The organism is Vibrio chagasii (assembly GCA_041879415.1).
In the GTDB taxonomy this organism is placed as follows: Bacteria; Pseudomonadota; Gammaproteobacteria; order Enterobacterales; family Vibrionaceae; genus Vibrio.
In genome coordinates this window covers 487,357-508,319 of record CP090852.1, presented here as the reverse complement: position 1 = coordinate 508,319, position 20,963 = coordinate 487,357, and the positions used below count along the sequence as shown (strand labels likewise).

The window sequence follows — 20,963 nt, the reverse complement described above, 5'->3', positions numbered from 1 at the left end:
TGTTCATACCTAGTAAAGAGACAGGTTTACCTTAACAATATAGAAATATGATTGCACATAAAATTAGGAACTTATGAGAATTTAATAGCATCTTGTAGGGCAAATAAAAAGCAGCGCCGGATGAGGACGCTGCTTGTGGGTATACGCAAGGTCAAAGAATTTGGTTCAGTTTCGCTGCATAAATTTTTAAATTATCGCGATTTTATTTAGAAACGTGATTTCTTTGCTTTAATTTTAACCGTTAATGGATCGCAGACTCTAGAATCTCGCGAGTTTTCTCTAGTGTAATCGCTTGGTTCTCGCCAAGTTGTAAATAGCCATGTGATTCTAGTTGTGCAACCACGTTGTCGATAGCTGTTGCTTTATCCGCCTCGTAGCCATCAAACATAGTCGCTACATCTAGGCTGTGGTAGAAGGCTTCGATAGCATCGATAGTGCGCTCTGCTAAATCTGCGCCAGTTTCTAGGCCAAATACGTTACGACCCATCTGTTCTAGCTTATTGCGCTTCGCTTCAATCTGGTTACGAAGTAGTGAAGGTTGAACGATAGCTAGAGAACGTGCGTGGTCGACATGCCATAATGCAGTGAATTCATGACCAATCATGTGCGTTGCCCAATCTTGAGGAACACCCGTACCAATAAGGCCGTTTAGCGCTTGGTTAGCTGTCCACATTAGGTTTGCACGCCATGCGTCGTTGTCACGCTCGTCGTATTGTTTACCCAGTACAAGAAGGTTTTTCAGCAATGTTTCTGCGTAGCCGTCTTGAACCATCGCGTTAGCAGGCATAGTGATGTATTGCTCACAGACGTGAACCCAAGCATCAACCAGACCATTCACCAATTGGCGCTCTGGTAGAGACTTCATTACATCTGGGTCCATAACTGCAAACTTAGGCTGTACCGCAGGGTTTAGGAAAGCCAGCTTCTCTTGAGTCGCTTTACGAGTGATTACTGCGCCCATGTTTGATTCAGAGCCTGTAGCAGGAAGCGTCAGTACAGCACCGATTGGCGTCGCTTCGGTTACTTGGTGCTTACCTGTTAGGATGTCCCAACCGTCACCGTCGTATTTCGCTGCTGCTGCAACATATTTCGAACCATCGATTACCGAACCACCGCCAACAGCGATAATGAATTCTACGTTTTCTTCTTTAACGATAGCGACTGCTTTGTCTAATGTTTCTTTAGTTGGGTTTGCTTCAACACCAGAAAACTCAATCCAAGCGTGATCTTTAAGAGATGCGACTACTTGGTCGTAAACACCGTTGCTTTTGATTGAACCGCCACCGTAGATGACAAGTACTTTCTTTGAAGTATCAACGGCTTGGCTGATAGCGTTGATTTGGCCTTGGCCGAAGTGGATAACAGTAGGGTTAACATAGGTAAATTGCATCGTCAGTTCCTTGTGTAAAGCTAAAATTTTTATTTTGTAGTAGTGCTTAATTTCTATATTTGCATATTAGTACACGGAATTAGGGTGGTGAAGGTCAATTTCTCCAAACTAATTGCCTATTTCTACATAATTGATATTCTCTTTGGGCTTTTGTGCAAACTAACATCACCCTTTGAATGGAACATCGCCTGTTATGAATACACTCGCTCAGTTACTGCAATCTTACGTTGAACTCAAAGGTTGGGATGATCTTGAAGGGATCAGAGAAACAGAGATAGAGGGCGTGTGGTTGTATCGCAGTAGTGGTGGGAATCAGCGCCAACCATTCACTTACCAGTCAGGTATCATCATGCTTGGACAGGGTAAAAAGAATATCTACATAGGCGACAGGCCGGTAACTTACGCGGCAGGTGACTACCTAGTGGTGGGGGTGCCAATGCCATTGGAGTGTGAAGCTTTACCGGTTGACGGTGAGCCGTTACTGGGTTTGTCGATCAACATTGATTCTCAGCGTTTGCACAGCTTAGTGAAAAAGCTCGAAGAGCAAGGTTTTCTAGAGAGTTACTGCAACAAGCACAAACAGAATTCGAGTGGCTTAGAGTCCACTCGAATGGAAACGGCGATGCTAGAGAGTTTCACTCGGTTGGCGAAGACACTGCATTGCGATATCGAAGCCAACATCTTAGGTGATGCAATGGTGACGGAGATTGTTTATCGCGCTTTAACAGGCTCTGAGGGCCGTGTACTGTTTGATTTAGCTCATCATGATGGCCATTACGCACGCGTCGCCAAAGCATTGTCTAAAGTGCATGAAGAGTATGACCAAACCATTACTGTTCAGTCACTAGCTGACGAAGCAAACATGAGTGTGTCTGCTTTTCATAATGCTTTCCGTAACGTCACTTTCGAATCACCACTCCAATACTTGAAGAAGGTAAGGCTCAACAAAGCCAAAGAACTGATCCAGTTAGAAGGCCTGCGTATCAGTGATGCCGCACGCCGGGTTGGCTACTCTAGTCCATCTCAATTCAGCCGAGAATTTAAGCGTCATTTCAATACTACTCCAAGAGCGGTGTAGTCTTTCTTCCTCGCAATCTATGTTCTGAAACAGGTGATGTTTTTTATTAAACATATTATTAACGTAACTATATAAAACAAGCTATTTAAAATAATTAGTTAGATAGCCTAAACATTTATGCATGGAAATAAGGAGTTAACTTCTAAAACTCATCGGTGAGGGTATTTTAGTGTGAACAAGCTAACAAACACGAACTAAATTTAATAACTTAACCATTATATTATGTGGGAAAGTATTCAATATTATTGGATATACTTAAAAACAGTTGGGGGGGAGTAGTTCTCAAACCTAAGTTACGTGGATAATTAGTCTTTCGATGACTAATTATCCCATAAGTCACTGGATATTAGTTGAGTGATAGTCTGATACATGTCACGTTCAACCCAAAGTTGTTCACCTAACATAGCGCTACTTTAATTATTCATTCCAATACGATTGTTCAATATAAATACGTATTCTTATTCTATTAAAAGGATCATACCGATGAGTAGCGATATCATTAAAATTTCAAGAAATACTGAAAATGCGCCACTAAATAATGTATCTACACAAACAGTTGCTTTTTCTCATTACAATAATTTCTCTGCTCAATTACCCATTGTTCCTAAAACAGGTCAAATAGTCATCGGTGATATTAAAGTTCAAGCAATGCAATGTTTGAATAATATGAAAGCGATTATTGAAAGTATCGACCATGTGATGGATGACGTGGTGAAAATTAATATCTTCGTTAAGAACGTTTCCGATATGGAAGCTATCGATGAAGTTTACAAGGGCTTCTTTAGTAATAGCCTTCCGACACGCACAGTGGTTGGTGTTGCAGCTCTGCCAATGAGCGATGCGCTAGTTCAAATGGACGCGCTTATCTCGAATGGTGAAGGTACAACACCACAGGCACCATGTGCGTTAGTTAAGGTATCAAGAAATACGGATAAAGCCCCTCAGAGTGCTTTGTCTACTCAGACTGCGGCTTTTTCTCACTACAATAATCTTTCGGCTCAATTACCGATTGATGTGAATACTGGTGAGTTGGTTCCAGGTGGAATCACAGAGCAAACAACTCAATGTTTAGCAAACATTAGAACGATTCTAGAAAGCATTGGCCATGTTATGAATGATGTGGTGAAAACCACGATTTACCTAAAAGATATCGAAGATGCAGAAAAGGTAAACGAAGCTTGTGCTAAGTTCTTCCCAAGTTACGTTCCAGCGCGAACGATTGTGCAGGCATCTGAATTACCAATGGGCGCTTTAGTCCAAATCGATACCTCAGTTTCACATGGCGATGGCACACCGCCACAACTGCCAGAAGATACTTGCTTACTGGTTATTGAAGCAAATAACACTGCTAAAGCACCATTCATGCCTTATTCGCACACCGTTGCTTTTTCTCACTACAACCATATTTCAGGTCAACTTCCTATAGATCCGAAAACCCATGAAGTGGTTGCTGGTGGTATTAAAGAGCAAGCTGAACAGTGTCTTAAGAATATTAAGGCGATCATTGAAAGTGTTGACCATTGCATGGACGATACGGTGAAAATTAATATACAACTTAAAGATATTTCAGATATTGATGCGGTGAACGAGGTTTATACTACATTCTTTAATGCTGACTTACCGGCAAGAACGGTGGTTGGGGTTTCAGAGATTCCTATGAATGCATTAATCCAAATTGATGCCGTCGTATCTAACTGCGAAGGTACACCTCCACAAGATGTTATTGCTTAATTCATTGAATCCAATTCGATAATCTCGATCTAATGTCGGCTTTAGCTTCTGAACAAGGGGCTAGAGCCGATTCTTTGATTAATGAACCCATCTCAATACGTAGCCCTTCCATTAAGCTTCTCTCCACAAATTACTCAAAACAGGCTTCTGCCAACTTATGGTGTTTATTGATTCGAAGTGTTTTAATATGAAAAACAGAAGCTTAACGTAAGAAAACAAGTTTATGCCATTTAGAATTATTTTAATGCTATGCCTAGCTCTGACGGGCTGCGCGTCCAATGAAGCTTTACAACCGGACCCAACAAGTATCACGTTGTTTTATGGCGAGACATCGATCTCTGCAGGCGTATTAGAAGACAAAACATTTAATTCAGTACTCGCCGATAGAGCTGAAAGTGTGACTTTTTCGGGCTTAGTACGAAAGCAAGACTCTGGTTACTTGGTCGATATGCTCGTGATTCGAGAAACGAAAGAGCCACGCTCGACTCGACAATTAAACACGTCACTTCATATGAAAACTGGAGAGTTAGTGGATGTGGGGGGGGTGAATAATGATGTATTTAGGGTGATTTTGGAATAACTCGTTTAACGATGTGAATTAATATGATTTTTCGCTTTACCTCAACTTAACTTCAAGTCTTAAGCTTCTCTTAGTTATTCAGAAGGAGCTTATTATGCAAAATAATTACGTTAAGGAACTCTCCGTTAAAACTTACCAAGAAGCGATTGAGAGAGAGGCCGTTAAATCAAAAGTTCGCCCATTTCATGCACCGAGTTTTTTGAGTGGTGCCTTGTTGTCTATGGCGGTAATGGGATTGTTTTTGGTCATGCCAATACTTTGAGTGATGGTTGACTCTCATTGGCCTAGAGAGAAACACGCAAACTGCGTGATCTACAAAGACAGCACTTAAAGGGAGCCTTGTAGAGTTACTTATGGATATATCTATACACTTACTTCAACCAAGTGATGTTGGTCCACTTTTGGAATTTGAACTCGAAAATAGAGAGTGGTTTGATCAATTTGTTCCTGCTAGGGATGACAGTTTCTATTCTGATTCAGGGGTTGCCGAACAAATTGCGCACTTCCTAAAGGAATATCAAAATGGTGAGCTGATTCCAATGCTGATTAAAGACGCCAGAGGCGTTATTTGTGGGAGAATCAACGTTCGCGATATCAGCCAAAATGGTGAAAGCGGGGAGCTTGGCTATCGTGTTGGTCGAGCTTTTGGTTCTAAAGGGGTTGCCACTAATGCGGTTAGGAAGTTGCTGGGTTATCTGTCGGAACACTCATCTCTTAAATATCTTGATGCCTACGCTCTAGTCAACAATATTGGTTCAAACAAAATATTATCAAATACAGGTTTTGAATTAGTTGAGTGTGTAGAAAACTACTTAGTATTCAAAGGGCAACATCAAGACGCCAATTTTTACCGCAAGGTGATATCTTTCTAAATGCATGCTCGATAGCTATTATTTGTCCTATGATCAATGAGATAATAGGCTCGGAAAGATGAGCTCACACCATTGTGGTGCGAAACAATACAGAGAACAGTTTATGAACATCGTGACAGTCGATAGTAGTATTCAGCACGTATATGCGAATTTGTATCAGGGTTATGCGGCTGAGTTTTCAAAGATCATCGGAGATAAGCCCGATGAGAACGGTTTGTTTGAGATTTATCCGACGCTTGGTGATGCAGTAACGGGTTACCTGTTATATGTTGATGGTGTGCCAGCCGCCTTGACCGCCATTGAGACCAAAGCGCCAAATGAATTCGAAATTTGTGATTTCTATGTTGTACCTTATTTCCGCAAGAACAAAGTCGGGAAGCAATTCATTTCTGAGCTTTTTAAACGTTTACAAGGCAGCTGGGAAATTAAGCAAGTACTAGGTGCGGATCACGCCGTTAAGTTTTGGAGAGATGTAGTAACGGACTACACGTCAGGTAACTATGTAGAAGATCAATATCAGGATGATAAGTGGGGCTTGGTAACGAGACAATGCTTTAACCACGATGTCGATACACAGTAAAAAGTAACGACCTATCAGAAGCTGGCAGGGTGCTTCAAGCCAGCTTCAAGCCTTTTTACTTATATCTATAAGGTTACTTTTGAGGTTTATTGCGTTCGATAATGCTGATCGCGATTGCTAAAAATAGAATATCTTTCACTAAGAAGAAGTTAGTGACCAAAATACCATCCGATACTTTCCAAGCGTTTGGTGTGGTAATTAGAAAGCTCAGTGTCACAACAAAGATAGCCGCCGCAGCAATGCCAGAATAGAACGCCACTTGCGGCTTTTTAAATCCAATCATCAGCCCAATCGCGACAATGATTTCAGCACTACCAACCATATTAGACACGGCTTGGACGGAGAATAAATCGTAAAGCCAACTCATTGCTGGGTGGTTGACAATTAAAGGCTCAATCAACATCGCCTCAGTAGGCGTAAACTTGTAAATTCCAATCCAAGCTAACACCAAAGCGACGCCTACCACGCCAAGGTTGTATCCAAAATTGCTTTGCTTCAATTCGTAGGTTTGAACATGCATAAAAGTACTCCATTAATAAGTCCTAAAACATGACCGCACTAGTGATAACTAAATTTCGCAATATTAATGAAAATTGGATTATTTCACTGAATCTTATATGGCGTACCCATCAGCGGTTTAGCCATCGAGCCTGTTGAGAAACAATGTGTTGGATTGTTTTTTGATAGCTTGATTAGGGAATTTCCAGCTGATTTTTGTTTTCAATATTTGGGATTTGAATTAGATTACTCTGATGTAGGCCCTCACAATAAGAAGAGAATAGCGAGTGAAGATTCATAGAATTAACCCGACCAAGCGCTGGTCTGATGTAACTGTTTTTAATGGTATTGCAAGCTTTGTTGAAGTTGCTGAGTCGGACACATCTGCGGGCATTAAAAGTCAGGTTCAACAAATCTTTGAGCAAGCTGAAGAGATGATGAGCCTAGTAGACAGCGATAAATCTCGCGTATTGTCGGTCACTATTTACCTAACGGATTTCGCTAACTTTGATGCACTTAATGAAGTGTGGGAAGCATGGTTCCCTGAAGGCTGTGCGCCTAGCCGTGCTTGTGTGAAAGCGGAACTGGCAAACCCTGAACTGTTGGTTGAAATGTCATTCGTGGTTGCCGCTGGTGAAAAGTTTCAATAAACCGATATACAGATAGATAAAACAAAGCCACTTAGGTGATTCACTTGAGTGGCTTTTTTGTTCGAAACACGAAACCGAGGTTAGTCGGCTTTGTGATTAAGCGATGCCTTGCTCTTTTGCCATCTGTGTCGCGATCTTAGGTGCATGCCATAAACATGGCAGTAAGATGAATGACACAGGAACCGCAGTAATAACAATGAACGACTGTAGCGCTGAAATACCGCCAGAGCCCATTGAGATCAGTGCTATCGCTACAGCACCCATGATGATACCCCAGAAGGTGCGTACCGCTGCGTTTGGCTCTGTGGTACCTGTCATAACTACACTGATGGTGTAGGTCATTGAGTCGCCCGTTGTTACGATGAACGTGGTGGTCAGGATAAGGAACAGAATCGCAATCAGAGTCGGAAATGGCAGTTGTGCCGTGATAGCCAGTAATACTGCAGGAAGGTTGAAGCCTTCAAACGCACTAGAAATCACACCTGGGCTTTCTAACTCAAACGCTAAACCGCTACCACCAACGATGCTGAACCAGAAACAGGTTACCAGCGGAGCAACGATGCTGATAGACACGATCATTTGGCGAATAGTTCGACCGCGTGAAATACGAGCAATAAAGATTGCCATCATTGGACCATAACCTAAGAACCAACCCCAGAAGAATACCGTCCAACCACCAAGCCACGCTGTATCTTGGCGATAAAGCGCCATAGGGATGAAGTTATCAATCATTTCACCTATGCCTTGCAAGTAGCCATCAACGATGAAGCTTGTTGGGCCTACAAGAAGGATGTAGCCGATAAGGCATACAGACAAGATGATGTTGTAACGGCTCACCAGTTGGATGCCTTTGTTCACGCCGCTCAATGCAGATAGGGTGTACATAGCGATAGCGAACAGAATCACAATACTCTGAGTTGTAAAGCTGTCTGAGATGCCAAACAGCTCACTCAACGCATAACTGATTTGAAGACCTAAGAAACCAATTGGACCGATAGTACCTGCGGCCACAGCAACAATGCTACACGCGTCGACTACGTTACCGATCCAGCTATTAATTGCTTTATCTCCCAGCAATGGGTAAAGCAAAGTACGAGGTTTAAGAGGAAGCCCTTTATCGTAGTGTAGGTGCATCAATACGATGGAGGATAAGCCACCTAAGATTGCCCAAGCAAGAAAGCCCCAGTGCATGAAAGACTGAGATAGGGCGTTGAATGCCATTTCTTGAGGATCAGTGTTGCCGTATAGAGGCGGAGCAGAAACGAAGTGAGCAATAGGCTCTGCTGCTGCCCAAAATACACCACCGCCTGCGAGTAGCGTACATAGGACAATCGACATCCATTTGAATGTGGTCATTTCAGGAAGGGCAAGTTTACCCAAACGAACGTGACCTGTGCGTCCTAGTGCAAGCACTAAGCCGATAATGAAGTTGAGTAGTAAGAGAACCTGCCAAAAAGCACCGAACCATTTAGTCGAATAACTAAAACCGATGTTTACAAGTTCTGACAACACCGAGGTGTTGGTGAAGGCAAGAATGACAAAGAGGGTTAAAAAGCTCCCACTTAGCCAAAATACTGGATTTCCAAGCTCCAGTTTTTCACCCAAAGATTGGGCTTTAGTGAAGTTAATAGAAGTAGATTCTGCGTTGATGTTTTCGTTGGCGACTTGCGTCAAGTTGGACATTATTTCTTCGCTATATTTGGCTCTTTCAAGCCTATGTATTTCTCCCACACTTGCATTGGAAATGTGAGGTTCGTCAAAAAAAGCCGCGATACTATCACAGTTGTTAAGAAAAAGTGGGCGAATTTAGAAAAGAAATCGGTTCTATGGCTAAATCACTCCCTTTTGGTTAGTTTTAAGACGAAATTTCAGAACGAATGAATAAAATCGATATGAATAGAGTTTTGTAATTAATGAGGTGAGTTGGGCGATATTTTTTAGCGTACCGAAATAAATTTAATATTAGTTGTTCGTGCAAAATAAGTGTCGACTCATTGCATGCTATAAACAAATTAATGCGAGTCATTTTATAAATATCGAATATTTTAGGTGTTAAATTGGCACTGTTACCTACAGTTGTTTTGCGAAGAGATTTAAGTGGTGAGAAATATGACACTTAAATTAAGCATCTTGAAACAATAACTTAAGGGACAGCTAACATGCACCTAAACCAAGGAAGAGTGGCCAAGAAGGTTTTTACACTCAGTACTCTCACCGCGTCATGCTTAATGGCGTTCAATAGCTACGCGGCTGTTGATTGTTCAACGTTAGAAGCGTGGGATTCTGCCACGGTATATACCGGTGGTGATCAGGTTTCACATGACGGCAGCGCGTACTCAGCGAATTACTGGAATCAAAACAACAACCCGAGCCAATTTGAAGGTGACTATGCACAATGGAAAAAGATTGATGTGTGTAGCGGCGGCGGAGACGGTGGGACGCCAAATGAAGCGCCAACCGCTTCGTTAACAGCACCTACCGCGTCAGATGTGATCGTTGAGGGCGATAATGTCGTCTTAAGTGCTACGGCACTTGATGCTGATGGTAGCGTTGCTTCAGTAGAATTTTTTGTCGATGGTACTTCCGTCGCAGTAGTAACAGCGGCACCATTTGAAGCGACTTGGGCTGCAACGTCTGGCAACCATCAAGTTTCTGTTGTAGCAACAGACAATGAAGGTGCAGCGAGTGTAGCAAGCGCGGTATCTGTTTCTGTTGATTCACTGCAACCTGGCAATGAAGCGCCAACAGTATCAGTTGCACTTTCCGCGGCTTCTGTGGATGTAGGTGGTGTGGTGACACTCACGGCAACGGCTGCAGACAGTGATGGTACGGTTGATAAAGTTGATTTTTATGTGGCAGGTTCTTTAGTTGGAACGGCTGCAACAAGCCCGTATGCGCTTGACTACACAACCACTCAAGCCGGTACTTTGTCTGTTTACGCCAAAGCGACCGACGATCAAGGCGCAACAACGGATTCAGCCTTGGCTTCTTTGAAGGTGAACGGCGCTCCAACGGTGAGTACATGTCGTCCTGATGGCTTATATCAAACTCAAGGTGTCGATGTTCCTTACTGTACAATTTACGATGATGAAGGCCGTGAGAAAATGGGCGCGGATCACCCTCGTCGTGTGATTGGTTACTTCACTAGTTGGCGTGCAGGGGACGACCCTCAAGCAGCTTACTTAGTAAATGATATTCCTTGGGAACAACTCACACACATTAACTACGCGTTCGTGAGCATCGGTTCAGATGGCAAAGTGAATGTTGGTGATGTAAATGATCCAAATAATGCTGCTGTCGGTAAAGAGTGGCCGGGAGTCGAGGTTGACCCTGCACTAGGCTTTAAAGGTCACTTTGGTGCGCTTGCAACAGCCAAGAAAAAACACGGTGTTAAAACACTAATCTCAATTGGTGGTTGGGCTGAGACTGGCGGTCACTTTGCCACAGACGGCAGCCGTGTCGCTGATGGTGGTTTCTACACCATGACGACCAATGCTGATGGCTCTATTAACCATCAAGGCATCGAAACATTCGCGACTTCAGCAGTTGAAATGCTGCGTAAGTATCAATTCGATGGTCTAGATATCGATTATGAGTACCCAACCTCAATGGCAGGCGCGGGCAACCCATACGACAAAGACTTCATGGAACCACGTCGACAGTACCTATGGGCTTCATACCAAGTACTGATGAAAGTATTGCGTGAGAAGCTTGATGTGGCATCTGCTGAAGATGGCAATCACTATATGTTAACTATCGCGGCACCTTCTTCTGGCTACCTGTTGCGCGGTATGGAAACATTCGATGTCACTCAATATCTTGATTACGTGAACATCATGTCTTACGACCTTCACGGCGCTTGGAACGATCACGTTGGCCACAACGCTGCTTTGTTTGATACAGGTAAAGATTCAGAGCTAGCACAGTGGAACGTATACGACACGGCGGCTTATGGCGGTATTGGCTACCTGAACACGGATTGGGCTTACCATTACTTCCGCGGTTCAATGCCAGCGGGTCGTATTAACATCGGTGTGCCTTACTACACGCGTGGTTGGCAGGGTGTAACCGGTGGTGAAAATGGTCTTTGGGGCCGAGCTGCATTGCCTAACCAATCTGAATGTGCCGCTGGTACTGGTGAAGGTGAGAAGAACAACTGTGGTCACGGTGCGATTGGTATCGATAACATGTGGCATGATACCGACCCTAAAGGAAATGAAATGGGCGCAGGTTCGAACCCAATGTGGCATGCGAAGAACCTAGAGAAAGGCATTTGGGGCTCTTATGCGGACGCCTACAAGCTAGATCCTGTAAACGATCCAACGGATGTTCTAAGAGGCACTTACACGCGTAACTACGACAGCGTGGCGGTTGCACCTTGGCTATGGAATGCTGAAAAAGGCGTGTTCCTTTCTACGGAAGATAAAGAGTCTATCAACGTGAAAGCGGACTACGTTATCGACAAAGAAATCGGCGGCATCATGTTCTGGGAACTGGCTGGCGACTACAACTGTTATGTACTTGATGCAAGTGGCAACCGAACAACGGTTGATATCACAGAGCAAGCGTGTAACAGCGGTAACGGTGAGTTCCACATGGGTAACACAATGACTAAAGCTATCTACGATAAGTTTAAGTCGGCAACGCCATATGGAAACAAAGTCGCGACTGGTGCAATCCCTACCGAAGCATTAGACATCGCAGTATCGGTTGGTGGTTTCAAAGTCGGTGACCAAAACTACCCAATTAATCCTAAGATCACGTTTACCAACAATACGGGTCAAGCACTGCCTGGCGGTACAGAGTTCCAGTTCGACATTCCAGTATCAGCGCCAGATAATGCGAAAGACCAATCTGGTGGTGGTTTGACTGTGATTGCGTCGGGTCATACTCGCCCGGATAACATCGGTGGCTTAGACGGTACTATGCACCGAGTAGCCTTCACATTACCTGCATGGAAAGAGCTTTCTGCTGGTGGAGTGTATGAGCTGGACATGGTGTATTACTTACCAATTTCAGGCCCTGCAAACTATGCCGTTAACGTAGGTGGTGTCGATTATGCCTTTAGCTTTGAGCAACCAGATTTACCTTTAGGTGATATCAGTTCTGGTGGCGGTAACCCTGGCGACGGCGGCACAAACCCTGGTACTTGTGATACTGCAGGTTTAACTGTGTACCCAGATCTGCCTCAGAAAGACTGGGCCGGCAATCCAAGCCATGCTAATACGGGTGACCAAGTGGTTCACAATGGCAGCATTTACCAAGCTAACTGGTGGACAAGTTCTGAGCCGGGCAGTGACGGTAGCTGGACCAAAGTGTGTTCATAGTATTGATTTGTTGATAGAGGTGAGAGCTTTCTAGCTTAGCCTCCTTAAACAAACCACTTAACGTAGAGTTAAACGCCGAACTCAATCCTGTTCGGCGTTTTTTATTCATGGTCTTACTATGTTTTACGCCTGCTATGTCTGAACGGTGAAAAAGTAGAAGGTAGTGAGCGTGTAGAGGAATAACAGATATAAAAAAGCCCAAATAGAACGCTCTATTTGGGCTTTTTCAGAATAGTTTGAAATCGCTAGTCGCTAAATTAAGCTTTTGCTTCTTTCATCGCTTCCGCTTTTTTTTCCTTTTGCATTTTTGCAAGGAAGTAGATGTTTACACATGCGATGAAGCCGTTGGTTGCAACCACTGGCCAAGCGTCAATCATAACGCCGTATGCTGTGAAGAGTGCACAGCCAATAAAGTTAAGGACACGCAGGCGAACGATATCTTTCATTGTTAATGAAATTGCGACCATAATAGACGCAGCGTAACCTAAAATCTCAACCATATTGAATTCCATTGTTTGACCCTCTTAAATTTGCCGATACTTTGTCGGTACCAATTCTTCTCTTCATGAGATGATTGAGGAAGCTCCGTGCCTCGAATGGTCTGGTTATGTTTAACGGGGTAGACTATACCAACTCCGTTTTTGTGATTAAACCCCCAAAATAGGTAGAAGTGAAGGTTAGCGATTACGCAAACGTTTAATGCATTTTTGCCTAACATAATTACCGTTTATGTTGGTGGTTAAATTGATAGTTATTGATATATAGGTAAAGGCTCTAACCATGATAAAACGATCCATTTGTGCAACAAAAAGCATAAAGACCGCTGTGCTTATGACCTTGATGAGCATTGGGCTGACGGCATGTACGACCCAAGAGCAAATGCCTGTGCATGATTATGGTGTCGTAACCAGCGGTGACTTCGAGTTTATGAAAAATGGCGTCACGACTTATTCATGGCACCCACAATCAGAGCAGGTATATCTCTCTAAGAAATACAATGAAACCGTCGTGACTGACATGGTACGTGATGCAATTGAAGAGCAGTTAACTGAAAAGGGGTACCGCTTAGAGCAAGGTGGGGGTGTTGGTGACGTGGTGGTTGGCTTTGGCCTAGCCGAAGAGTCAGAGCTGAATGACAACTCCATTTTCGATGCGGTTCAGCTCTCTACAGGTGTTCCATTTTATGATGGAAAGGGCAAACTCGCCGAAAAAGGCTCTCTATACATCGTGTTTTCAGTGCCAAACTCTCAGGTGATTCAGTGGCGAGCGCTAGCGCAAACAGGGATTCAGGCCGATCTTGAAGCAAGTGAGAGCAAAGAACGAATTTCTGGTTTTGTGGAGATGCTATTCAGACAAATGCCAGAGAGATAAATAGCAAATACTAAGCATGGAGAGTATTAGCTTGGTCAATATTAATGGTCGGAAAAATGAACAGATCGCAGAATATACTTTTTTATTTGTAACTAAAGGTACATTTGCGTAAAGCAACGTAAAGTTCGCGCTTCTTTTGCTAGCATTTGTCTATACTGGTCAAAACGTTAACTTAGGTTTAATTCAATGAAACTGTTCTCCAAATACTCTCTCCCTTTATTAAGTATATTCATTGTAAGTAACGCAGCGATGGTTAGCACAGCAGCTATCGCCGCACCTTCTATAGTACCGGCTCCGCCTAGTTTGGGCGCGAAAGGGTATGTGTTAATCGACTTTAATTCTGGTGATGTGCTCGTCGAAAAAAATGCACATACTAAGTTGAACCCAGCAAGCTTGACCAAACTGATGACCAGCTATGTGGCAGGTCAGGAGATGAAGCGAGGTAACATCTCTGCAGATGATAAAGTCAGAATTAGTGAAAACGCTTGGGCAAAGAATTTTCCTGACTCTTCAAAAATGTTCATTGAAGTAAATACCGACGTCGCGATGATGGATCTATACCGAGGTTTGATTATTCAATCGGGTAACGATGCCAGTGTTGCGATCGCAGAGCATGTAGCTGGTTCTCAAGATGCCTTTGTTGATTTGATGAACTCTTGGGCTGCTTCGCTTAAATTGGAAAACACTCACTTTGCTAATGCGCATGGTTTAGACGCAGACGACTTATATTCAACGCCTTACGATATCGCAATGCTTGGCCGAGCGATCATTAAAGATCTTCCAGATGTATATGGCTTATACAGTGAGCGTTCTTTCAGTTACAACGGCATCACGCAACACAACCGCAATGGCTTGCTCCGTGACAGAAGCTTAACGGTTGATGGCATGAAGACGGGTTACACCTCGGGTGCGGGCTACAGCTTAGCGAGCTCGGCAACACAAGGTGAAATGAGACTTATCGCAGTGGTGATGGGCGCATCAAGTGTTAAAAGTCGAGAGTCAGACAGTAAGCAGCTTTTAAGTTACGGCTTCCGATTCTTCGATACGCTTAATGTCCACCAAGGCGGCGACCAAGTGGCTGAAGAGAAAGTGTGGTTTGGCGACCAAGACACTTTGAAGCTTGGGGTTGCAGAAGACACGTTTATCACGCTACCTAAGTCAGACAGCAAAAAGCTAACCGCATCTATCGAATTAAACTCGGAACTCAAAGCGCCGATTACAGAGGGTCAAACTCTAGGTGTCGTTCATTACACGGTTGATGGTGAAGATGTTCAAACTCAGCCTTTGATCGCACTTGAATCGGTTGAACAAGGTGGCTTGTTCAAACGTTTGATGGACTACATTAAATTGTTCTTCTCAAGTCTGTTCTAAGCGAACTGACACCAGAACGAAAAGTAAAATGAATGGGCGCTGTGATTTGATCACGGCGCCTTTTGTTGTTTCAGAACTGGACAAAGCGAGGTGAATAACGTTCTTTATTAGCAGTCGCTGATGGTTTCGATTACTATACGCAAAATTTAGCAGTGTAGTTACTTATGACCATAGAGATAAAGAACATCACCGAACCTGAAGTAACTTGCGCCAATTGCCAGGCATGCTGTTGTCGTTTAGAGGTTATGATCATCACAGATACCGGTGTCCCAGAAGAGCATATTGCTTACGATGAGTGGGGCGGTGAAACCATGAAACGTTTAGATGATGGTTGGTGCTCTGCGGTAGATAGGGAAACACTGATGTGCACTATCTATGAAAACCGACCATGGATCTGCCGTGAGTTCGAAATGGGCTCTTTTGAGTGTATCGATCAGCGTAAAGAGGTGATGGGTTAGGTTGTATTAGCAACCGGTTGATGCATATTATTAAATCAATATACGATATCTTGTAAGTCAGGGCTTTATATCTCGATTTGATATAGAGCCCTGATTCGTTTTACTGATTTAGTTTTGTGTGAGAACGAGTCGATTTAAAACTCAGAAGGTACTTCGAACTCCATCCATTCCCCGGTTGTTGGGTGGATCAGTTTGAGGTAGCCCGCATGAAGGTGCAGTCGTTCACGCTTGTAGCCATATAGGTCATCACCGCGAATTGGTACGCCAAGTCCTTGTGGGTGAGCGCAGTGTACGCGTAGTTGGTGGGTACGGCCGGTTTTAGGGTACAAGTGCACCTTGGTTTTTCCGTTATTGGTGCTGACCGCTTGCCAGTGCGTTTCTGCGTTGCGCCCATGTTCATGACAAACGAGCTGTCTTGGTCTGTCGGTGATGTCGCCGCGTAACGGCAAACTAATATCGCCAGAATCACCGTGGATTTCACCATCAAGCAGTGCGGTGTAACGCTTTTCGACCGTTCTATCGATGAACTGTTTTTGGATATGCTTGTTGGACTCGGCCGTTAGCGCCAAGATCAACAAGCCAGACGTCGACATATCCAATCTATGGATAATCAAAGGGCCTGTTGCATCTGGATAGCGTGCTTTGATACGCGTATATACTGAGTCTTCGATGAACTTGCCCGGAACCGACAAGAACTCTTCGGGTTTGTTCACGACCACGATCTCTTCGTCTTCATAAACAATGTCAAACGACTTACCGACCGCAGGGTTCACGATAAGTGGATTATCTTCTAGCTCAATGCCATTGAGTTGATGTTCAAGGATCTCAAAGCTCTTACTTTGGCAAACCGGGTAGAGGTTTCCGTGTTGTCGAATAATATCTATTGGTGGTAGTCCCCACCAAAACTCGGCTAAAGCTAACGGTGTAAAGCCGTGTTCAAAGGCAAAGTTAAGTAGCTTTGGTAGGCAGCAGTCACCAGAGCCTTCAAGCGCGTCTTTACCATCCAACAATTCAAGCAGACTCTTTGACTCTGCCGCTCGGTTGATAAAACGATAGTGAGACAAGCGCTCTGTTTCTAGTTCTGCAGAAATGGCGTGGTAGTCGTTCTTACGGCTTTTAAGCTCGCTTTCGATAGCGTCTACTTGTGATTGCTTTTCAGCGATCTTCTGTTTCCACTCGATACGAAGTGCTTTGAGGTCTCGCTTCTCTTGGCTGCTTTGATTACCTAACTGCTTAAGTAGGCTGGCCGCAGACTCTAGATTGCCGAGTGCTTTCTCTTGGGTAGCTTGCTCTCTCAGTTCATTGCGCTGTGCTTTGTTGGCAGCCATAGTGAGCTGAAAGGCTTCTATTGCTTTACTCGCATTGTTTTTAAGTTCGCTCAGCGTTGATGTCAGTTCATCTAAGTTATGAGTGTGCTCTAGGTTAGCAATGTCGTCAGCTAGAGTCGCTTGTTGAGTTAAACGGTCTGTGTTTTGGTTTTCAAACTGCTGTTTATTAAATGCAGATGGAACAAAGCTCAAGCTCGATAGTTGAGACTCTAGCGACGAATCGAGTTGTAAACCTGAAAATGCAGAAAGGTAGCCCAACTCTTGAGTTCGAGGATGTTGAACCAGAAGAACGGCATAGAGATTACCTTGTGACGTTTCATCCGCACCACAGTCAAGCAGTGACTGTTGAAGCTGCTGCATCGCTATTTCACACAATGGGTGCGGAGTATAGTAATACGGGAATGTAAAACGCTCTGGTAGCGATAAGTCTTGATTCGCCGTTTGGTCTAAGGTGCGCAGTGGTGTGTATTGAGCAAGGTTTGCTGACATGAAGATCAAACTCTATGGGTATTCAGTTTAGAGCTCGATATTGTTGTCGAAATGAAGGTAAATGAGAAGCCAAAGCGAAAGATAAATCGGCTTTGGCTTCATTTAGACAGTCATTTTCACGCTATGGACGCATTGAATAGACTGAACCTCGATTAATTGGAGTGTTCTAACTCGAGTTGCTCCGCCTTTTGGTAAGCAGGGTGGCTCGCCAAAAGCTCACCATATTTAGCAATGTTAGGGTAGAGCGCAGTAGCACCAAAGTTACCGACGATTTCAACGATGAACGACATCATAAAATCAGCGCCAGTGAGTGTTTCCCCTACGAGGTAGGTTTTGCCTTCAAGAGATTGGTTTACGAAGGTTAGGATCTTTTGATTTTCGTCATCAGCATAACCACCAAGGAAGTTTGTTTCGGCGCCGTCTTTCATCACGAAGATCTTAAGCAGCATTGGTAAAATGCCCGAACTTTCAGCAAAGTGTAGCCATTGAGAATACTCAACGTATTCAGCTGTGCCGCGTGCTGGTGCAAATTTACCTTGACCAAATTTGTCGATGAGGTACTCAGTAATCGCGCCAGATTCGCTGATCACCATGCCATCATCTTCAATGACTGGAGATTTGCCAAGAGGGTGAACAGACTTCAGTTCAGGTGGTGCTAAAAACGTGACACTGTCTCGTTGGTAAGGTTTTATTTGATAGTCGACACCAAGCTCTTCGAGTAGCCAGATGATGCGCTTAGAACGCGATTTATTCAGGTGATGTAAAGTAATCATAGTTCTGCCTATTCTATTCTTGAGCTATTTTGGTTCGTTAGTTTTGATAACAAGTTTGCCGAAGTTCTGGCCTTCTAACAGACCCATGAAAGCTTGTGGCGCTTCGTCTAGACCTTCAATTAGGTGTTCGCGATAGTGCATTTTTCCTTGAGACAGCCATTCAGTCATTTGAGTTGCGAACTCATTGTAACGGTGCGCGTAGTCGTCAAAGATGATGAAGCCTTGCATCTTAATGCGCTTAACTAGAAGGGTCCCCATAAGGCTAGACATACGGTCAGGACCTTCAGGGAGCGATGTAGCATTGTATTGTGAGATAAGCCCACAAACTGGAATTCGAGCACCTGTATTTAGGAGAGGCATTACTGCATCGAATACCTTGCCGCCAACATTTTCAAAGTAAACGTCGATGCCGTTGTCACACGCTTTTGCTAATTGCTCTGCGAAGTCATCTGCCTTGTGGTCGATACATTCATCAAAACCAAGAACCTCTTTCGCGTATTGACACTTCTCTTTACCGCCAGCCACACCAACGACACGACAACCTTTTAACTTACCGATTTGTCCGACAGTAGCGCCTACTGGGCCAGTTGCAGCCGCTACCACTAACGTGTCGCCTTCTTTCGGTTGGCCGATATCCAGTAAACCCATGTAAGCGGTAAAGCCTGGCATACCCATGATGCCCAGTGCGTAAGAAGGGTGAGTCGGCTCTTTTCCTAACTTGATAAGACCTTCACCGTTCGACACGCCATAATCTTGCCAGCCTGTGTAAGCCAACACCCACTCGCCAACTTCATAATCGCTGTTGTTTGATGCTTCAACCTGACACACAGTTGCACCAACCATCACCTCATCAATAGCAACTGGATCGGCGTAAGATTTTGCATCATTCATACGGCCACGCATGTAAGGGTCGAGAGATAGGTAAACCGAACGAAGTAACATTTCACCATCGTTGATTGCTGGTGGAGCAACGGTTTCAAAGCGGAAGTTATCTTGAGTTGGTGCGCCGACAGGGCGAGAAGCTAATACGATACGACGATTGTCTTGTTGAGTCATTGGATGTCCTTAATTTTATATTGTGTTTATTTAGAATTAGACCAGTCGTCTAGTCTTGTTTTCTAAAAATCCCGCCGTCATCAAGTTGATAAGAGGGCGGGTGATTTCTTCTAAGTTAAAACAGTAAATGCCAATCAAACGCAGTGCGCGTTAATGGCTTTCACCTTTCAAAATTTGTTCGGTAAGTCGTAATGCCGATTCTAAGCTCTGTGAACTTTGGCTTAACTTGCTTAATAAACTAGCGCCTAGCCACATTGAATATAGGCTCTGGGCTGCTTCTTGGCTGTTTTCTACCGAGATAGAGCCATCTTCAATACCGCCAACAATACATTGCTGGATGGTTGTCGTGACTTTCTCAGCACCTTTTAGTAGAGCTTGGCGCATAGGATCAGAAAGGTCTGATACTTCAGCACTGAGCTTAACAACTAAACACTTGTGCGCATTACATGTACCGTTCTCAATCTTTGACCACAGTGAAAAGTAACTCAAAATTCGTTGATAATGGCTGCCTTCACCGTGCACTAAAATGGATTCAATCTTAGTGATATAGTTTTCAAAATAGTGTTGGATTAGCGCCTCACCAAATTGCTCTTTTGATTTAAAGTAGTGGTAAAACGACCCTTTCGGTACTTCCGCTTCTTTAAGCAATTGTGATAAGCCAACGCCATTAAAGCCGTTGTTCACTATTAATTGATAGCCGACATCTAAAATATGCAGGCGTGTGTCATTCGTTTTCTCGTTCATGGTCGATACTATAATTTAAATTAGACCAGTCGTCTAGTGGCTGTGTTATTACTTGATTATTCGTGTTAACTGGATGATGGTCAGTGCTAAGGTGTATTTAAAACGATGACTTACTAATAAAAAGCCCCAACATGTTTTGCATGTCGGGGCTTAGCATAATAGTTACTTTCAATCGAGCGGATTACTGGATAGAGATTAGCTCAACATCAAAAATCAGTGTTGCTGATGGTGGGATTGGGCCCGTACCACCTTTGCCGTAACCTAGCGTGCTTGGAATGAATAGGCGGACTTTTTGGCCTTCTACCATGTAAGTCAAACCTTCTTGCCAGCCTTTGATTACTTGCTTAAGAGCGAATGAGATTGGCTCACCACGTTCTACAGAGCTATCGAAAACCGTGCCATCGATCAGAGTACCGTGATAGTGAACTGTTACTTTGCTGTCTTTAGTAGGGTGAACAGTACCAGTACCTTCTTCAAGAACTAGGTACTGAAGGCCGCTTTCAGTCGTGATCACACCTTCTTTCTTTCCGTTCTCTAGCAGGAACTGTTGACCTTGTTCGAAGTTTTCTGCACCAGACTTATGATTTGTCCAAGTACGGTAAATCATGAAACCCGCCAAAAGAAAGACGATGACCGGGATGACAAATTTAGACATAGTAAAACCTAT

At 43.8% G+C, this 20,963-nt stretch carries 20 protein-coding genes; 11 read left to right on the top strand and 9 right to left on the bottom strand.

All coding sequences use genetic code 11. The features are described from left to right. Nucleotides 1-241 precede the first annotated feature (241 nt). Complete coding sequence (locus tag L0991_16280; protein XGB65092.1) at nt 242-1,390, bottom strand: iron-containing alcohol dehydrogenase; 1,149 nt, start codon at nt 1,388-1,390, stop codon at nt 242-244. 193 nt (nt 1,391-1,583) lie between these two features. Between L0991_16280 and L0991_16275 the strand changes: the two genes are divergently transcribed. The 6 genes from L0991_16275 (at nt 1,584) to L0991_16250 (ending at nt 6,231) form a co-directional block, all read left to right on the top strand. Further along, nucleotides 1,584-2,468 carry an AraC family transcriptional regulator gene (locus L0991_16275; protein XGB65091.1) on the top strand — a complete coding sequence of 295 codons (885 nt, stop codon included), beginning with the start codon at nt 1,584-1,586 and terminating at the stop codon, nt 2,466-2,468. Between the two features lie 483 nt (nt 2,469-2,951). After that, nucleotides 2,952-4,199 (top strand): RidA family protein, encoded by a 1,248-nt coding sequence (locus L0991_16270; GenBank protein XGB65090.1) that lies wholly within the window; start codon nt 2,952-2,954, stop codon nt 4,197-4,199. Nucleotides 4,200-4,422: 223 nt separating this feature from the next. Further along, nucleotides 4,423-4,779, top strand: coding sequence for a hypothetical protein (locus tag L0991_16265; protein XGB65089.1), 357 nt, complete (start codon nt 4,423-4,425; stop codon nt 4,777-4,779). Nucleotides 4,780-4,873: 94 nt separating this feature from the next. Then, nucleotides 4,874-5,041 carry a hypothetical protein gene (locus L0991_16260; GenBank protein XGB65088.1) on the top strand — a complete coding sequence of 56 codons (168 nt, stop codon included), beginning with the start codon at nt 4,874-4,876 and terminating at the stop codon, nt 5,039-5,041. A 91-nt stretch (nt 5,042-5,132) separates the two neighbouring features. Beyond that, nucleotides 5,133-5,651, top strand: coding sequence for a GNAT family N-acetyltransferase (locus L0991_16255; GenBank protein ID XGB65087.1), 519 nt, complete (start codon nt 5,133-5,135; stop codon nt 5,649-5,651). A 103-nt stretch (nt 5,652-5,754) separates the two neighbouring features. Next, nucleotides 5,755-6,231 (top strand): hypothetical protein, encoded by a 477-nt coding sequence (locus L0991_16250; protein XGB65465.1) that lies wholly within the window; start codon nt 5,755-5,757, stop codon nt 6,229-6,231. Between the two features lie 73 nt (nt 6,232-6,304). Here L0991_16250 and L0991_16245 read toward each other — a convergent pair whose 3' ends face one another. Beyond that, nucleotides 6,305-6,751, bottom strand: coding sequence for a YkgB family protein (locus tag L0991_16245; protein ID XGB65086.1), 447 nt, complete (start codon nt 6,749-6,751; stop codon nt 6,305-6,307). Nucleotides 6,752-7,016: 265 nt separating this feature from the next. Between L0991_16245 and L0991_16240 the strand changes: the two genes are divergently transcribed. Beyond that, on the top strand, nt 7,017-7,379 hold the full coding sequence (locus L0991_16240) for a RidA family protein (protein XGB65085.1): 363 nt from the start codon (nt 7,017-7,019) through the stop codon (nt 7,377-7,379). 96 nt (nt 7,380-7,475) lie between these two features. On the opposite strand, the gene L0991_16235 is transcribed toward L0991_16240, so the two are convergent. Beyond that, nucleotides 7,476-9,062: a BCCT family transporter gene (locus L0991_16235; GenBank protein ID XGB65084.1), complete on the bottom strand. Its 1,587-nt coding sequence runs from the start codon at nt 9,060-9,062 to the stop codon at nt 7,476-7,478. A gap of 476 nt (nt 9,063-9,538) precedes the next feature. Between L0991_16235 and L0991_16230 the strand changes: the two genes are divergently transcribed. Continuing rightward, the gene (locus L0991_16230) at nt 9,539-12,706 is read left to right on the top strand and encodes a glycosyl hydrolase family 18 protein (protein ID XGB65083.1); all 3,168 of its coding nucleotides are present in this window, start codon (nt 9,539-9,541) and stop codon (nt 12,704-12,706) included. 257 nt (nt 12,707-12,963) lie between these two features. On the opposite strand, the gene L0991_16225 is transcribed toward L0991_16230, so the two are convergent. Further along, nucleotides 12,964-13,218: a YgjV family protein gene (locus tag L0991_16225; GenBank protein XGB65082.1), complete on the bottom strand. Its 255-nt coding sequence runs from the start codon at nt 13,216-13,218 to the stop codon at nt 12,964-12,966. A gap of 268 nt (nt 13,219-13,486) precedes the next feature. Between L0991_16225 and L0991_16220 the strand changes: the two genes are divergently transcribed. The 3 genes from L0991_16220 (at nt 13,487) to L0991_16210 (ending at nt 15,906) form a co-directional block, all read left to right on the top strand. Further along, nucleotides 13,487-14,077: a DUF4136 domain-containing protein gene (locus L0991_16220; GenBank protein XGB65081.1), complete on the top strand. Its 591-nt coding sequence runs from the start codon at nt 13,487-13,489 to the stop codon at nt 14,075-14,077. A gap of 186 nt (nt 14,078-14,263) precedes the next feature. Next, a complete protein-coding gene (locus tag L0991_16215; GenBank protein ID XGB65080.1) occupies nt 14,264-15,448 on the top strand; it encodes a D-alanyl-D-alanine carboxypeptidase in 1,185 nt (394 codons plus the stop codon). Between the two features lie 164 nt (nt 15,449-15,612). Continuing rightward, nucleotides 15,613-15,906, top strand: a complete 294-nt coding sequence (locus L0991_16210; GenBank protein ID XGB65079.1) for a YkgJ family cysteine cluster protein — start codon at nt 15,613-15,615, stop codon at nt 15,904-15,906. Between the two features lie 134 nt (nt 15,907-16,040). On the opposite strand, the gene L0991_16205 is transcribed toward L0991_16210, so the two are convergent. The 5 genes from L0991_16205 to L0991_16185 form a co-directional block, all read right to left on the bottom strand. Continuing rightward, nucleotides 16,041-17,723 carry a pseudouridine synthase gene (locus L0991_16205; protein XGB65078.1) on the bottom strand — a complete coding sequence of 561 codons (1,683 nt, stop codon included), beginning with the start codon at nt 17,721-17,723 and terminating at the stop codon, nt 16,041-16,043. A 152-nt stretch (nt 17,724-17,875) separates the two neighbouring features. Further along, the gene (locus tag L0991_16200; GenBank protein ID XGB65077.1) at nt 17,876-18,496 is read right to left on the bottom strand and encodes a glutathione S-transferase; all 621 of its coding nucleotides are present in this window, start codon (nt 18,494-18,496) and stop codon (nt 17,876-17,878) included. A gap of 24 nt (nt 18,497-18,520) precedes the next feature. Beyond that, the gene (locus L0991_16195) at nt 18,521-19,552 is read right to left on the bottom strand and encodes an NADP-dependent oxidoreductase (GenBank protein XGB65076.1); all 1,032 of its coding nucleotides are present in this window, start codon (nt 19,550-19,552) and stop codon (nt 18,521-18,523) included. A 150-nt stretch (nt 19,553-19,702) separates the two neighbouring features. Continuing rightward, on the bottom strand, nt 19,703-20,296 hold the full coding sequence (locus L0991_16190) for a TetR/AcrR family transcriptional regulator (GenBank protein XGB65075.1): 594 nt from the start codon (nt 20,294-20,296) through the stop codon (nt 19,703-19,705). A 181-nt stretch (nt 20,297-20,477) separates the two neighbouring features. Next, nucleotides 20,478-20,951, bottom strand: a complete 474-nt coding sequence (locus L0991_16185) for an FKBP-type peptidyl-prolyl cis-trans isomerase (GenBank protein ID XGB65074.1) — start codon at nt 20,949-20,951, stop codon at nt 20,478-20,480. Nucleotides 20,952-20,963: the final 12 nt, after the last annotated feature.